Raw genomic sequence first — 13,607 nt, forward strand, 5'->3', positions numbered from 1 at the left:
GACGAACCGGACGCCGCACCCCGGCGCCCCACGAGGAGGTCCTGTGACGGCCGACCCGCTCTCCCGCGTGTTCTCGGCGCTCGCCGACCCCACGCGCCGCGACATGGTGGCCCGGCTCGCGTCGGGAGACGCCAGCGTCGGCGAGCTCGCCCGGCCGTACGACATGTCCGTCCAGGCGGTGTCCAAGCACCTGCGCGTGCTCGAGGACTCCGGCCTGGTGACCCGCACGACGGACGCCCGGCGCGCCCCCGTGCACCTCGAGGCGGAGGTGCTGGACCTCATGACGAAGTGGATCGAGCGCTACCGGCGCGAGGCCGAGGACCGCTACCGCCGCCTCGACGACGTCCTGCGCGACCTGCCCGACCGACCGGGCACCACCGAGAACGACCCGACGACAGGAGCAGCACCATGACCACCACCGGCACCCACGAGACCGAGATCGTCGTCCCCACGGACCTCCCGATCGTCCGCATCGTGCGCGAGTTCGACGCGCCCGCGGCGAAGGTCTTCCGCGCCCACCTCGACCCGGAGCTCTTCGCGCGCTGGAACGGCCCGCGCTACCTCACCCAGCGCAACGAGCTCTGGGACGTGCGCACGGGCGGCGCGTACCGGTACGTCCAGGTCGACCCGGACGGCAACGAGTACGCGTTCTTCGGCAGCGTCCACGAGGTGCGCCCGGACGAGCTCATCGTCCAGACGTTCACGTTCGAGGGCTTCCCCGACGGCGTCTCGCTCGACCGCCTCGTGTTCGAGGACCTGCCCGACGGCCGCAGCCGACTCACCGCGACGTCGCTCGTCGACTCGTTCGAGGGCCGCGACGGCTTCGTCGCGAGCGGCATGGAGGTCGGCGTGCGCGAGGGCTACGAGCAGCTCGACGAGCTCCTCGCGGGGTCCTGACCCGCCCTCTGCCCTACCCGCGCGCGACGAGGGGCGGCACCCACCAGCGGTGCCGCCCCTCGTCGCGCGCGGGTCAGGTGGTTCCCCGTGCCCGGCCCCCGCGGCCGGGCACGGGAGTCTCAGCCCCTCACGCGTCGCCGCGCGCGAGCAGGCGGCCCGTGGGGCGGTCGAGGGTGATCTCCTCGCCCCGCAGGTACGTCGCGACGACGGCGCCCGAGAGCGCGCGGTCGGCGTACGGCGTGATGGGGTTCTTGTGGTGCAGGGCCTTCGGGTCGACGACGAACGCCGTGTCCGGCTCGACCACCGCGAGGTCCGCGTCGAAGCCGAGCGCGATCGAGCCCTTGCGCCGCAGGCCCGCGACGGCCGCCGGGCGAGCCGACATCCACTCGACGACGCGCGCGAACGACACGCCGCGCGTCCGCGCCTCGGTCCACACGATCGCGAGCCCGAGCTGGAGCGACGACACGCCGCCCCACGCCGTCCCGAAGTCGCCCGTGTCGAGCTCCTTGAGGTCGGGCGTGCTCGGCGAGTGGTCCGAGACGATGCAGTCGATCGTGCCGTCGAGCAGCCCCTCCCAGAGCAGCTCGCGGTTGTCGATCTCCCGGATGGGCGGGCAGCACTTGAACTGCGTCGCGCCGTCGGGGATCTCCTCGGCCGCGAGCGCCAGGTAGTGCGGGCACGTCTCGACCGTGAGGCGCACGCCCTCGCGCTTCGCGCTCCGGATCATCGGCAGCGCGTCCGAGCTCGACAGGTGCAGCACGTGCGCGCGCGCCCCGGTCCAGCGCGCCGCCTCGATCACCGCGGCGATCGCGACGTTCTCCGCGCCGCGCGGGCGCGACGCGAGGAACGTGTCGTAGTGGTCGCCGTGCGGGGTGGGCGCCCGCTCGATCGCGCGCGAGTCCTCGGCGTGCACGAGCATGAGCCCGTCGAAGTCGGCGAGCAGGCGCAGGTCGGCCTCCAGCTCGTCCGGCTCGAGGTACCCGAACTCCTCGACCCCCGAGTGCAGCAGGAAGCACTTGAACCCGAACACGCCCGCGTCCCACAGGGGCCGCAGCTCGTCCGCGTTGCCGGGCACGGCGCCGCCCCAGAACCCGACGTCGACGAACGCCTGGTCGCGCGCGACCTTCTGCTTGGTCTCGAGCGCCTCGACGTCGACCGTCGGGGGATCGAGTTGAGCGGCATGTCGACGATCGTCGTCACCCCGCCCGCGGCGGCGGCCCGCGTCGCGGACGCGAACCCCTCCCACTCGGTGCGCCCCGGCTCGTTCACGTGCACGTGCGTGTCGACGAGCCCGGGGACCAGCACCTGGTGCGGCCCCAGCTCGACGACGCGCGCGCCGTCGAGCCCCGCGCCGAGCGGCTCGATCGCGCGGACCACTCCCCCGACGACACCCACCTCGCGCGGGTGCTCGCCACCGGCGACGAGCACGCGCTCGCCGCGCACGACGAGGTCGTACTCGTGCCCGCGACCGCCCACCTCACCCGTGCCCATCGCGCCCTCCGTCATGTCTCCTGCTCCCTGGGTGCGGCGTGCTCAGTCGAGCAGCGCGGTGGCGGTGGGGGCGTCCTCGGCCGAGATCGCGAGGTCCTCGAACTCGTTCACGCCCGTGATCTCGACGCCCATGGCGATGTTCGTGACGCGCTCGAGGATGACCTCGACCACGACCGGCACGCGGAACTCCGCCGCCATGGCCTGCGCCTTCGCGAACGCCTCGCCGAGCCCCTCGGGGTCGGTCACGCGGATCGCCTTGCAGCCCAGGCCCTCGGCCACCTTGACGTGGTCGACGCCGTAGCCGCCCAGCTCGGGCGAGTTGACGTTCTCGAACGACAGCTGGACGTGGTAGTCCATGTCGAAGGCCCGCTGCGCCTGGCGGATCAGGCCCAGGTAGGAGTTGTTCACGACGACGTGCACGTACGGCAGGTTGAACTGCGCACCGACCGCGAGCTCCTCGATCATGAACTGGAAGTCGTAGTCGCCCGAGAGCGCGACGACCGGCTCGTCCGGCACGGCCTTCGCGACGCCGAGCGCCGCGGGCCCCGTCCAGCCGAGGGGCCCGGCCTGGCCCGCGTTGATCCAGTGCCGCGGCTTGTACACGTGGAGGAACTGCGCGCCGGCGATCTGCGAGAGCCCGATGGTCGTGACGTAGCGCGTCTCGGGGCCGAAGGCCTTGTTCATCTCCTCGTACACGCGCTGCGGCTTGATCGGGATCTCGGTGAAGTGCGTCTTGCGCTGCAGCGTCCGCTTGCGCTCGGCGCACTCGGCCGCCCAGCCCGCGTAGTCGCGCGCACGGCCGGCGTCGCGGCGCTCGCGCGCGACCTCGACGAACAGCTCGAGGGCCGCCTTCGCGTCCGACACGATGCCGTAGTCGGGCGCGAACACGCGACCGATCTGCGTCGGCTCGATGTCGACGTGGACGAACGTGCGGCCCGCGCGGTACGTGTCGAGGCCGCCCGTGTGGCGGTTGGCCCAGCGGTTGCCGATGCCGAGCACGAAGTCGGACGCGAGCAGGTTCGCGTTGCCGTAGCGGTGCGACGTCTGGAGACCGGCCATGCCGGCCATGAGCGCGTGGTCGTCCGGGATGACGCCCCAGCCCATGAGCGTGGGGATCACGGGGACGCCGAGCGTCTCGGCGAGCTCGACGAGCAGGTCCTCGCCGCCCGCGTTGACGATGCCGCCGCCCGCGACCAGCAGGGGACGCTCCGCCGCGAGCAGCAGGTCGATCGCCTTCTCGGCCTGGGCGCGCGTCGCCGTCGGGCGGTGCACGGGCAGCGGCTCGTAGGTCGCCGGGTCGAACTCGATCTCCGTGAGCTGCACGTCGATCGGCAGGTCGACGAGCACCGGGCCCGGGCGGCCCGAGCGCATGAGGTGGAACGCCTGCTGGAAGACCTGCGGCACCTGCCCGGCCTCGAGGACGGTCTTGGCCATCTTCGTCACCGGAGCGGCGATGCTCGCGATGTCGACGGCCTGGAAGTCCTCCTTGTCGAGCTTGGCGACCGGCGCCTGGCCCGTGATGCAGAGCATCGGGATCGAGTCGGCCCACGCGGCGTAGAGGCCGGTGATCATGTCGGTGCCCGCGGGGCCCGACGTGCCGATGCAGATGCCGATGTTCCCCGGCTTCGCACGGGAGTAGCCGTCGGCCATGTGCGACGCGCCCTCGACGTGGCGGGCGAGCACGTGGTCGATGCCGCCGTGCGCGCGCATCGCGGAGTAGAAGGGGTTGATGGCGGCGCCGGGCAGGCCGAACGCCTGGGTCGCGCCCTCGATCTCGAGGATCGCCACTGCGGCGTCCACCGCACGCATACGAGGCATGGTTTCTCTCCTTGCTGGAGGTGACGTCGTCGTCAGGGGGAAGGTCAGGAGCCGTCGCGGCCGGACAGGCGCTCGACGCCGCGGAACAGGCCGGAGTGGTCGAGGCCGCCGTCGCCGTTCGCGCGGGCGGAGGCCATGAGCTGGGCGACGAGGCCGCCGAGCGGCGCGACGACGCCCGCCTCGCGGGCCGCGGCGGTGACGATGCCGAGGTCCTTGTGGTGGAGCTCGATCCGGAAGCCGGGGCCGAAGTCGCGGTCGAGCATCTTGCGCGCCTTCTGGTTCAGCACCGCCGAGCCCGCGAGGCCGCCGCCCAGGACCTCGATCGCGGCCTCGGTGTCGACGCCGTAGGCCTCGAGGAAGACGACCGCCTCGGCGAGCGCCTGGATGTTCGCGGCGACGATGAGCTGGTTCGCGGCCTTGACCGTCTGGCCGGAGCCGTTCGGGCCCACGTGCACGACCGTCTTGCCGACGACGTCGAGGAACGGCTTCGCCGCCTCGAAGTCCTCGGGCGTGCCGCCGACCATGATCGACAGCGCGGCGTTGATCGCGCCCGGCTCGCCGCCCGAGACGGGGGCGTCGACGATCCGCAGGCCCGCGTCCTTCGCCTGCTGCGCGAGCGCGACCGTGACGTCCGGGCGGATCGAGGAGAAGTCGACGACGAGCGCGCCAGGCTTCGCGTTCGCGAGGACGCCGTCGTCGCCGGTGAGCACCGCCTCCACGTCGGGCGAGTCCGGGACCATGATCGCGACGACGTCGGCGCCCGAGACCGCGTCGGCGACCGACCCGGCCGCGCGACCGCCCGCCTCGACGAGCGGCGCGGTCTTCTCGGGGCTGCGGTTGTAGCCCGCGACGTCGTGCCCGGCGTTCTGCAGGTGGACGGCCATGGGGCTGCCCATGATGCCGAGTCCGATGAAGGCGATGGAGGCCATGGTGTGCTCCTCTGGGTGGTTCAGGTCGGGGGTCGGGGCGGCCGACGGACGGCCGGGGGTCGCGTCAGCGCTCGGCGGCAGGGAGCCACGCGAACGGGTCGGCGGCCGCGGTCTTGTACTCGAGGCCGATCCAGCCGTCGTAGCCGCCGGCGCGCAGGTCCTTCGTCCAGCGCTCGATCGGCAGGTCGCCCGTGCCGGGCTCGCCACGACCGGGCGCGTCCGCGACCTGCACGTGCGCGATGCGGCCGCGGTAGGTCGACAGGGCCGCGTCGACGTCGTCGCCGTTCACGGCCAGGTGGTAGACGTCGAACAGGAGACCCAGGTTCGTCTCGCCGTGGTCGGCGGCGACCCGGTCGATGACGCGCACGGCGTCGGCCGCGGTCTTCAGCGGGTAGGCCGGCGCACCGCTCACGGGCTCGACGAGCACCGTGCCGCCGATGCGCCCGACGGCCCGCGCCGCGAGCGCGAGGTTCTCGGCGCCGAGCTCGTCCTGCGCCTCGGGCGTCGCGCCCTCCTGGCGGTTGCCGTAGAGCGCGTTGAACGCGCGGCAGCCGGTGCGCTCCCCGATCGCGGTGACGACGTCGAGGTTCGCGCGCAGGTCGGCCGAGCGCGCGGGCCACGACACGAGGCCGCGGTCGCCGCCGGGCATGTTCCCGGCGTCGAAGTTCAGGCCCGTGAGCTGCACGCCCGCCGTCTCGATCGCGCCGACGAACGCGTCGACCTCGTCGCGTGCGGGCGTGGGCGACGCGAACGGCCACCAGAACTCGACGCCCCGGAACCCCGCCGCCGCGGCGGCGGCCGGCCGCTCGAGCAGCGGCAGGTCCGTGAGCAGGATCGAGCAGTTGACGGTGTACGTCGGTGCGGGGCTCATCGTCGTCTCCCTGGGTCCGTCCGCGTCTCGCTGCGTTGCGATTCCATCTTGCGGAACTTTTCTTCTGCTGTATGGAAGTGTAGGCACGCGCGTCGCCGGGCGTCAACAGCGACATCGCCGTCGACCCGGAGCGCACGGACGACGAAGGGCCCGGTCCCTCCAGGGGGACCGGGCCCTTCGCGCGACGTCGCCGACGGTCGTCAGCGCCGACGGTCGAGCTTGACCTGCCGGTTCACGTCCTTGTAGAGCAGGTAGCGGAACGGCTTGGGGCCGCCCGCGTAGCAGGCCTGCGGGCAGAACGCGCGGAGCCACATGAAGTCGCCCTCCTGGACCTCGACCCAGTCGCCGTTGAGGCGGTAGACCGCCTTGCCCTCGAGCACGTAGAGCCCGTGCTCCATGATGTGCGTCTCCGCGAACGGGATGGACCCGCCGGGCTGGAACGTCACGATGTTGACGTGCATGTCGTGCGCGAGGTCGTCGGGGTCGACGAACCGCGTCGTCACCCACACGCCGTCCGTGTCCGGCATCGCACGCGGCTCGACGTCCTGCTCGCGCGTGACGAACGACGTCGCGGCGTGGCCCGGGATCGGCTCGTACACCTTGCGGATCCACTGGAACGCGGCCTTCGCGTCCGAGCGGTTGTGCAGCGCCCACCGCTCCCCCGCCGCCAGGTACGCGTACCCGCCCGGCTCGAGCACGTGCTCGACCCCGGCGAGCGTGAGCACGAGCGTGCCCTCGGTGACGAAGACGACGGACTGCACGGTCTCCTCGTCCTCGCCCTGGTCCGACCCGCCGCCGGGCGAGACCTCCATGACGTACTGCGCGAACGTCGTCGCGAAGCCCTCGATCGGCCGGGCGAGCACCCACAGCCGGGTCTTGTCCCAGCCGGGCAGGTTGCTCGTGACGATGTCGCGCAGCACGCCGCGCGGGATCACCGTGTACGCCTCGGTGACGATCGCGCGGTCGGTGAGCAGCTCGGTCTGGCCGGGCAGGCCACCCTGCGGGGTGTAGTAGGGGGTGGTCTGGGTCATGGGGTCACTCCTCGGAGGTCGTGGCCGTGCCGGTGGCGGCGCCACGGCGGACGGCGGGAAGGATGGGAGGGCCGGCGGGCGCTCAGCCCGCGACGGGCTGCGGCGCGCGCCCGGAGACGCGGACCGCGTCGAGCCCGGCGCGGTCGAGGCCGGTCGCGGTGCGGACCTCGGTCTCGGTGAGCGCGCCGCAGTCGACGCCGCGTCCGAGGAACCAGGCCATCGCCTTGGCGGTCGCCGGCTCGTCGAGGACGCCCCCGGCGTCGGGCACGAACCCGACGTACGCCGCGAGGCGCGCGAGCGCCGACGCCGCGCCCTCGCGGTAGAAGGCGTACGTCGCGGCGAACCGGCTCGGGAGCTGCGCGGGGTGCAGGTCCCAGCCCTGGTAGTACCCGCGCTCGAGCGAGCGGCGCACGAGCCGCCCGTGCAGTCGCCACGCGGCGTCGACGGCCTGGGGGTCACCGACGGGCAGGACGTTCGTCGACCCGTCCGACAGGCGCACGCCCGTGCCCGCGACGGCGAGCTGCATGACCGACTTCGCGTGGTCGGCCGCGGGGTGCTCCATCGACTGGTACGCCGCCGCGATGCCGAGCGACGCCGAGTAGTCGTACGTGCCGTAGTGCAGCGCCGTCACACGACCCGGCGCGGCGTGCACCAGGCGGGCGACCGTCGCCGTGCCGTCGGCCGCGAGCAGCGCCTGCGGCGTCTCGACCTGCACCTCGAACCGCAGGGTGCCCGGTTCGAGGCCGTTCGCCTCCTCGACGTGCTCGCACGCGCGCGCCATCGCCTCGACCTGCTGCGGCGCGGTGACCTTGGCGAGCGTCACGACGAACCCGTCCGGCAGGGCGCGGGCCTCGCCGGCCCCGGCGCGACCCGCGACGAGCTCCGCGACGAACAGCGCGAGGGTGCGCACGCCACGTCGGCGCGTCGCCTCCTCGAGGCACTTGACGCGGATGCCCGCGAACGGCGTCGCGGTGCCCTGCGCCTCGGCCCGGACGAGCTCGCGCGCCGCCGCGATCACCGCGGCGTCCTCCGCCGCGTCGCCGCGGTCGCCGAACCCGTCCTCGAAGTCGATCCGGAGGTCCTCGATCGCCTCGACCGCGAGCTTCGCGCTCACGCGCTCCGCGACGGCGTCCGCGAGGTCGCCCCCGGCCCCCTCTCCGACGCCCAGCAGGTCCACGAGCCGGCGGACGCCGCCCGCGCCGTCGACCGCCTCGCGCGCCCGGGCCGCCCACTCCGGCGCGAGGCCGGCCGCGTACCGGTCGCCCGGCACGTAGACGGTGTGCACGGGCTGGCGCGAGCCGTCGTCGCCCGGGTAGCGGGCCGCGAGCTCCGCGTCCCAGGGCGCGAGCAGCCCGTCGAGCGACGCGTGCAGCGCCGCGACGCCGTCCTCGCTGAAGCCGCGGACCGAGCCCGCCTCGGGACCGGCCGGCATCAGGACGCGTCCTGCTCGTGCGCGACGACGTCCTCGTACGCGGGCAGCGTGAGGAAGTCGACGTAGTGCTCGTTGAGCGCGATGTCCTCGACGAGCGCCGCCGCCCGGTCGTACGGCCCGGCGTCGTAGGCCTCGTGCCCGACGTCGTCCCGCAGCCGCGCGGTCTCCTCGCGCAGGAGCGTGCGGACCAGGTCGGCGGTGACGGTCGTGCCCGCGCTCTCGCCCGCGGTGAACGACGCGCCCGAGCGCACCCACTGCCACACCTGCGAGCGCGAGATCTCCGCGGTCGCGGCGTCCTCCATGAGGTTGTGGATCGCGACCGCGCCGTTGCCCGCGAGCCACGCCGCGACGTACGCGACGGACACGTAGAGGTTGTTGCGCAGCCCCGCCTCGGTGACGTCGCCCTGCGCGGACGCCACGTCGAGGAGCTGGTCGGCCGTGACGTGGACGTCGGGGCGCTGCCGGTCGAGCTGGTTGGGTCGTTCGCCGAGCACCCCGTCGAACACCTCGCCGCACACCGGCACGAGGTCCGGGTGCGCGACCCACGACCCGTCGAAGCCGTCGCCGACCTCGCGCTGCTTGTCGGCACGCACCTTCTCGAACGCCTGGGCGGTGACCTCGGGCTCACGGCGGTTCGGGATGACGGCCGCCATGCCGCCCATCGCGAACGCGCCGCGCCGGTGGCACGTCTGCACCAGCAGCTCGGTGTACGCGCGCATGAACGGCGCGGTCATCGTGATGGACCCGCGGTCGGGCAGCGTGAACGACGGCCCGGAGTCGCGGAAGTACTTGATCACGGAGAACAGGTAGTCCCAGCGGCCCGCGTTGAGCCCGGACGCGTGGTCGCGCAGCTCGTAGAGGATCTCGTCCATCTCGAACGCGGCCGGGATCGTCTCGATGAGGACCGTCGCCCGGATCGTCCCGTGCGGGATGCCGAGCGCCTGCTCCGCGTGCGTGAAGACCTCGTCCCACAGGCGCGCCTCGAGGTGGGACTCCATCTTCGGCAGGTAGTAGTACGGCCCGGAGCCGCGCGCGACGAGCTCCGCGGCGTTGTGGAAGAAGTGCAGCCCGAAGTCGACGAGCGCGCCCACGGCGGGCGTCCCGTCCACGGTGAGGTGCACCTCGTCGAAGTGCCACCCACGGGGCCGCACGACCATGACGGCGAGCGGGTCGCCGTCGGTCTCCGGGCGCAGCGCGTACTGCTTGCCCTCGGGCGACGTGAACGCGAGCGTGCGGCGCGTCGCGTCGTGCAGGGCGACCTGCCCCCCGACGACGTTGCTCCAGTGCGGCGTCGACGCGTCCTCGAGGTCGGCGAGCCAGACCTTCGCGCCCGAGTTGAGGGCGTTGATCGCCATCTTGGGCGTCGGGGGCCCGGTGATCTCGACGCGGCGGTCCCGGAGGTCGGCGGGCGCGCCGGCGACCGTCCAGTCCCCCGCGCGCACGTCGGCAGTCTCGGGCAGGAAGTCGAGGCGACCCGTGCGGGCGACCTGCTCGCGCCGCGCGGCCCGGGCGGCGAGCAGCTCGTCGCGGCGGGCGCCGAACCGGCGCTGCAGGTCGGCGACGAAGTCGAGCGCGTCCGGCGTGAGGATCTCGTCGGACCGCTCGACGGCGGGTCCGTGGACGGCGACGGCCGTGGTGGTGGTCATGGTGGTGTCCTTTCTGCGGGGCGGGCCGGGCTGACGAGGGTGCGTCAGGACCGGGCTGCCGACCCGACGTGGTGGCCCGACGTGCTGCTCTCCTGAGCCTGGCCCGCGCGGTCGCGCTCCGCGACCTCGGCGACGGCGCGCGCGACGGCCGTGGAGACGGCCGGCTCGAAGACGCTCGGGACGATGTAGCTCGCGCTGAGCTCCTCGGGCGCGACGGCGTCGGCGATCGCGACGGCCGCGGCGCGCAGCATCTCGTCGGTGATCTCGCTCGCGCCGACGTCCAGCAGGCCGCGGAAGAGGCCCGGGAAGGCGAGCACGTTGTTGATCTGGTTCGGGTAGTCGCTCCGGCCCGTGGCGACGACCGTCGCGTGCTGCGCCGCGGCGATCGGGTCGACCTCCGGCGTGGGGTTCGCCAGCGCGAAGACGATCGCGTCGTCGGCCATGGTGGCCACGTCGTCGCCCGTGAGGATGTTCGGCCCGGAGACGCCGATGAAGACGTCGGCCCCGGCCAGGCCCTCGCGCAGCGTGCCCGTGAAGCCGTCGGGGTTGGTCGTCTCCGCCAGGCGGCGGCGGTGCTCGTCGGTGAGGCTCGCGCCGGGGTGGATCGCGCCCTGGCGGTCGAACGCGACGATGTTGCCCGCGCCCTGGCCCTGGAGCAGCGCGATGATCGCGTTGCCCGCCGCGCCGACGCCGGAGACGACGATGCGCACGTCCTCGATGGCCTTGCCCACCACGCGCAGCGCGTTCGTCAGCGCCGCGAGCACGACGATCGCCGTGCCGTGCTGGTCGTCGTGGAACACGGGGATGTCGAGCTCCTCGCGCAGCCGGCGCTCGATCTCGAAGCAGCGCGGCGCCGAGATGTCCTCGAGGTTGATGCCGCCGTACACGGGCGCGATGGCCTTCACCGTGCGGATGATCTCCTCGGTGTCGGTCGTGTCGAGGCACACCGGCCACGCGTCGACGCCCGCGAACTGCTTGAACAGCGCGGCCTTGCCCTCCATGACGGGGAGGGCCGCGGCGGGACCGATGTCGCCCAGGCCGAGGACGGCGGTGCCGTCGGTCACGACCGCGACCGTGTTGCGCTTGACCGTCAGACGGCGCGCGTCCTCGGGCCGCTCCGCGATGGCGAGGCACACGCGCGCCACGCCGGGCGTGTAGGCGCGGGCCAGGTCGGCGCGGTGGCGCAGCGGCACCTTGGGGTTGACCTCGAGCTTGCCGCCGAGGTGCATGAGGAACGTCGCGTCGCTCACGTGCCGCACGGTGAGGCCGTCGAGCGCGCTCAGCGCGTCCCGGATCTGCTCCACGTGCGCGGCGTCGACGGTGTCGGCCGTGATGTCGACGACAAGGCGGTCGGCGCCCGACTCCGAGACGTCGACGCCCGTGATCGCCGCACCCGTCGCGCTCACGGCCGCGACGAGGTCGCTCGCGGTGCGGTGACCGCTGGGGGCCTCGACGCGCAGCGTGATGGAGTAGCTCGGGCTGGTCGCGGCGTTCTTCGCCGTCGCGGCCTGCGTCTCCGGGGCCTTCGTCTCGGACGTCATGTTCGTTCCTTCTTCTCGTATGCTGATGCGTGTCTTCCGTGATGCGGAAGGGAGCGCGGGAGGTTCCCGCACTGCTCAGGCGAGGTGCGCCCGCCGTCGGGCGGCACCTGGTGGACAGGAGATGGTGAGATGGCCGAGACACCGGCGGCGACGGAGCCGACGGAGACCGCGCCGGGCACGCGGGCGGCGAAGCCGGCCGGGGGCGTGCAGTCCGTGGACCGCGCGATCGAGCTGCTCGAGCTGCTCGCCGACTTCGGCGGCGAGTCCGGCCTGAGCGAGCTCGCGCAGCACGCGGGGCTCCCCCTGCCCACGATCCACCGCCTGCTGCGCACGCTGCTCGCCCAGGGCTACGTGCGCCAGACGCCGTCGCGGCGGTACACCCTCGGCCCGCGCCTCATCCGGCTCGGCGAGTCGGCGGGCCGCCAGCTCGGCGCCGGTGCGCGCCCCTACCTGGAGCGCCTCGCCCACGACCTCGGCGAGTCGGCGAACCTCGCGATGATCGACCGCGACATGGCGGTCTACGTCGCCCAGGCGTCGTCGAGCCACTCGATGCGGATGTTCACCGAGGTCGGCCGGCGCGTCTACACGCACTGCACGGGCGTCGGCAAGGCGGTCCTCGCCCAGCTCCCCGACCAGACGGTGCGCGAGATCATGGGCCGCGTCGGCATGCCGCCCGCGACGGACCAGTCGATCACCGACGTCGACGCGCTCCTCGCGGAGCTCGCCGCGACCCGCGAGCGCGGGTACGCGATCGACGACGGCGAGCAGGAGCTCGGCGTGCGCTGCTTCGCCGTCGCGGTGCCCGACGCCCCGACCCCCACCGCGCTGTCCGTCTCCGGGCCCGCGGCCCGCGTGACGTACGAGTTCGGCGAGCACGCGGTCCCGGTGCTGCACCGCGTCGCGAGCGAGCTCACGCGCGAGCTCATCACTGCGGCGCCCTGAGATGGGCGCGCCCTGCCCGGCCGCGGGGGATCCGTGGCCGGGCAGGGCGCGTCCGTCCGTCATGTCGGCTCAGCAGAACCCGGTGACGGTCGCCCAGGCGCGCGGCTCGGCCGGGACGTCCTCGCGCAGGACGGTCGCCTCGATGAGGCCGTACGGGCGGTCGGCCGCGTAGAAGACCTCGTTCGGGTTGTCGAGGCCGAACGGCGCCAGGTCCACGAGGAAGTGGTGCTTGTTCGGCATCGAGAACTTGATCTCCGCGATCTCCGGGACGGCCTCCAGGACGGCCTTGCCCATCGCGAAGAGCGTCTGCTGGAGCGCGAGCGAGTGCGTCGTCGCGAACGCCTCGAGCTGGATCGCGCGGACCTTCGCGTACACCGCGTCGAAGTCGACGTCGGTGGTCGTGTAGCGCCAGCGCGAGGTGACCGACGTCGCGAGGATGCGGTCGTCCGTCTCGACGAGCGTCGTGTAGCGGTCGCGCGGGAACCCGTGGAACTCCGAGCCCGTCGACTTGAGGACGACGAGGTCCGTGAGGCCCGAGACGACGAAGACCTCGTCGCCGTCGCGCTGCACGACCGTGGTGCGCGTCTCCTGGTTGTTGCGGACGAACGCGTGGTCGTGCTCGCCGTCCGAGGTCTCGATGCGGTTCCAGGAGTACTGCTCGATCTCCCAGCGCCCGCCCTCGATCCACTCGAAGTCCTCGACGAAGTGCTGCCCGAGGCGGATCGCGAAGTCCTCGATCGCGCCCACGCCGTCGCGGGCGAACGCGTAGATCGTGTTCTTCTGCGTGTCCGTCGCGACGCACCGGGAGTTGTCCCCCTCGCGGTGCGTGGCCTCCTGCCCGCCCCTCAGCTGTGAGGAGACGTTGACGTCCGTGATCTCGTGGCGGGGCGTGGAGCGGTCGACGCGCACGAGGCGCACCTCCGCCTTGCCCCACTGGTTGTCGCCCAGGACGATGGCCCCGCTGCTCTGCGTGGCCGCCGACTGCTCGGCAGTCGTGGTGGTGCTCATG

At 73.2% G+C, this 13,607-nt stretch carries 11 protein-coding genes and 1 pseudogene; 3 read left to right on the top strand and 9 right to left on the bottom strand.

The genetic code is table 11. From position 1 onward, the window contains the following. The first annotated feature begins 43 nt into the window (after window positions 1-43). Window positions 44-412 (top strand): ArsR/SmtB family transcription factor, encoded by a 369-nt coding sequence (locus BJP59_RS11395; RefSeq protein ID WP_043654229.1) that lies wholly within the window; start codon window positions 44-46, stop codon window positions 410-412. Continuing rightward, window positions 409-897 (top strand): SRPBCC family protein, encoded by a 489-nt coding sequence (locus BJP59_RS11400; protein ID WP_074809869.1) that lies wholly within the window; start codon window positions 409-411, stop codon window positions 895-897. Before BJP59_RS11395 ends, BJP59_RS11400 begins: the two co-directional genes overlap by 4 nt. Window positions 898-1,024: 127 nt before the next feature. On the opposite strand, the pseudogene allB reads toward BJP59_RS11400, so the two are convergent. The 8 genes and pseudogenes from allB to BJP59_RS11440 all read right to left on the bottom strand — a co-directional run bounded on the left by allB (window position 1,025) and on the right by BJP59_RS11440 (window position 11,656). Next, window positions 1,025-2,388, bottom strand: a pseudogene (gene allB, locus BJP59_RS11405) (allantoinase AllB). Window positions 2,389-2,430: 42 nt separating this feature from the next. Then, entirely contained in the window at window positions 2,431-4,206 is a 1,776-nt protein-coding gene (gcl, locus tag BJP59_RS11410) for a glyoxylate carboligase (RefSeq protein ID WP_021481125.1), read from the bottom strand. Between the two features lie 44 nt (window positions 4,207-4,250). Next, window positions 4,251-5,135, bottom strand: a complete 885-nt coding sequence (locus BJP59_RS11415; RefSeq protein WP_043654226.1) for a 2-hydroxy-3-oxopropionate reductase — start codon at window positions 5,133-5,135, stop codon at window positions 4,251-4,253. Between the two features lie 64 nt (window positions 5,136-5,199). Beyond that, window positions 5,200-6,006 (bottom strand): hydroxypyruvate isomerase family protein, encoded by an 807-nt coding sequence (locus BJP59_RS11420; protein ID WP_021481127.1) that lies wholly within the window; start codon window positions 6,004-6,006, stop codon window positions 5,200-5,202. A gap of 200 nt (window positions 6,007-6,206) precedes the next feature. Then, complete coding sequence (locus BJP59_RS11425; protein WP_194520978.1) at window positions 6,207-7,037, bottom strand: bifunctional allantoicase/(S)-ureidoglycine aminohydrolase; 831 nt, start codon at window positions 7,035-7,037, stop codon at window positions 6,207-6,209. A gap of 82 nt (window positions 7,038-7,119) precedes the next feature. Continuing rightward, complete coding sequence (locus BJP59_RS11430; protein ID WP_194520979.1) at window positions 7,120-8,469, bottom strand: DUF6986 family protein; 1,350 nt, start codon at window positions 8,467-8,469, stop codon at window positions 7,120-7,122. Continuing rightward, entirely contained in the window at window positions 8,469-10,115 is a 1,647-nt protein-coding gene (gene aceB, locus BJP59_RS11435) for a malate synthase A (protein ID WP_194520980.1), read from the bottom strand. The genes BJP59_RS11430 and aceB overlap by 1 nt, the downstream gene beginning before the upstream one ends. A 44-nt stretch (window positions 10,116-10,159) precedes the next feature. Then, window positions 10,160-11,656, bottom strand: a complete 1,497-nt coding sequence (locus tag BJP59_RS11440; RefSeq protein ID WP_137280992.1) for an NAD-dependent malic enzyme — start codon at window positions 11,654-11,656, stop codon at window positions 10,160-10,162. A gap of 129 nt (window positions 11,657-11,785) precedes the next feature. Between BJP59_RS11440 and BJP59_RS11445 the strand changes: the two genes are divergently transcribed. Further along, window positions 11,786-12,598 (top strand): IclR family transcriptional regulator, encoded by an 813-nt coding sequence (locus tag BJP59_RS11445; protein WP_021480426.1) that lies wholly within the window; start codon window positions 11,786-11,788, stop codon window positions 12,596-12,598. 69 nt (window positions 12,599-12,667) lie between these two features. On the opposite strand, the gene pucL is transcribed toward BJP59_RS11445, so the two are convergent. Then, window positions 12,668-13,606 (bottom strand): factor-independent urate hydroxylase, encoded by a 939-nt coding sequence (gene pucL / locus BJP59_RS11450; RefSeq protein ID WP_021480425.1) that lies wholly within the window; start codon window positions 13,604-13,606, stop codon window positions 12,668-12,670. Between the last annotated feature and the right edge of the window lies 1 nt (window position 13,607).

Origin of the sequence: Cellulosimicrobium sp. JZ28 (assembly GCF_015327065.1) — a bacterium.
Taxonomy (GTDB): Bacteria; Actinomycetota; Actinomycetes; order Actinomycetales; family Cellulomonadaceae; genus Cellulosimicrobium; species Cellulosimicrobium funkei.

Coding starts and splice junctions, on each gene's coding strand:
- BJP59_RS11420 (WP_021481127.1), bottom strand. CDS start 6,006: ATGAGCCCCGCACCGACGTACACCGTCAACTGCTCGATCCTGCTCACG.
- BJP59_RS11440 (WP_137280992.1), bottom strand. CDS start 11,656: ATGACGTCCGAGACGAAGGCCCCGGAGACGCAGGCCGCGACGGCGAAG.
- gcl (WP_021481125.1), bottom strand. CDS start 4,206: ATGCCTCGTATGCGTGCGGTGGACGCCGCAGTGGCGATCCTCGAGATC.
- aceB (WP_194520980.1), bottom strand. CDS start 10,115: ATGACCACCACCACGGCCGTCGCCGTCCACGGACCCGCCGTCGAGCGG.
- BJP59_RS11400 (WP_074809869.1), top strand. CDS start 409: ATGACCACCACCGGCACCCACGAGACCGAGATCGTCGTCCCCACGGAC.
- BJP59_RS11430 (WP_194520979.1), bottom strand. CDS start 8,469: ATGCCGGCCGGTCCCGAGGCGGGCTCGGTCCGCGGCTTCAGCGAGGAC.
- BJP59_RS11415 (WP_043654226.1), bottom strand. CDS start 5,135: ATGGCCTCCATCGCCTTCATCGGACTCGGCATCATGGGCAGCCCCATG.
- BJP59_RS11445 (WP_021480426.1), top strand. CDS start 11,786: ATGGCCGAGACACCGGCGGCGACGGAGCCGACGGAGACCGCGCCGGGC.
- BJP59_RS11425 (WP_194520978.1), bottom strand. CDS start 7,037: ATGACCCAGACCACCCCCTACTACACCCCGCAGGGTGGCCTGCCCGGC.
- pucL (WP_021480425.1), bottom strand. CDS start 13,606: ATGAGCACCACCACGACTGCCGAGCAGTCGGCGGCCACGCAGAGCAGC.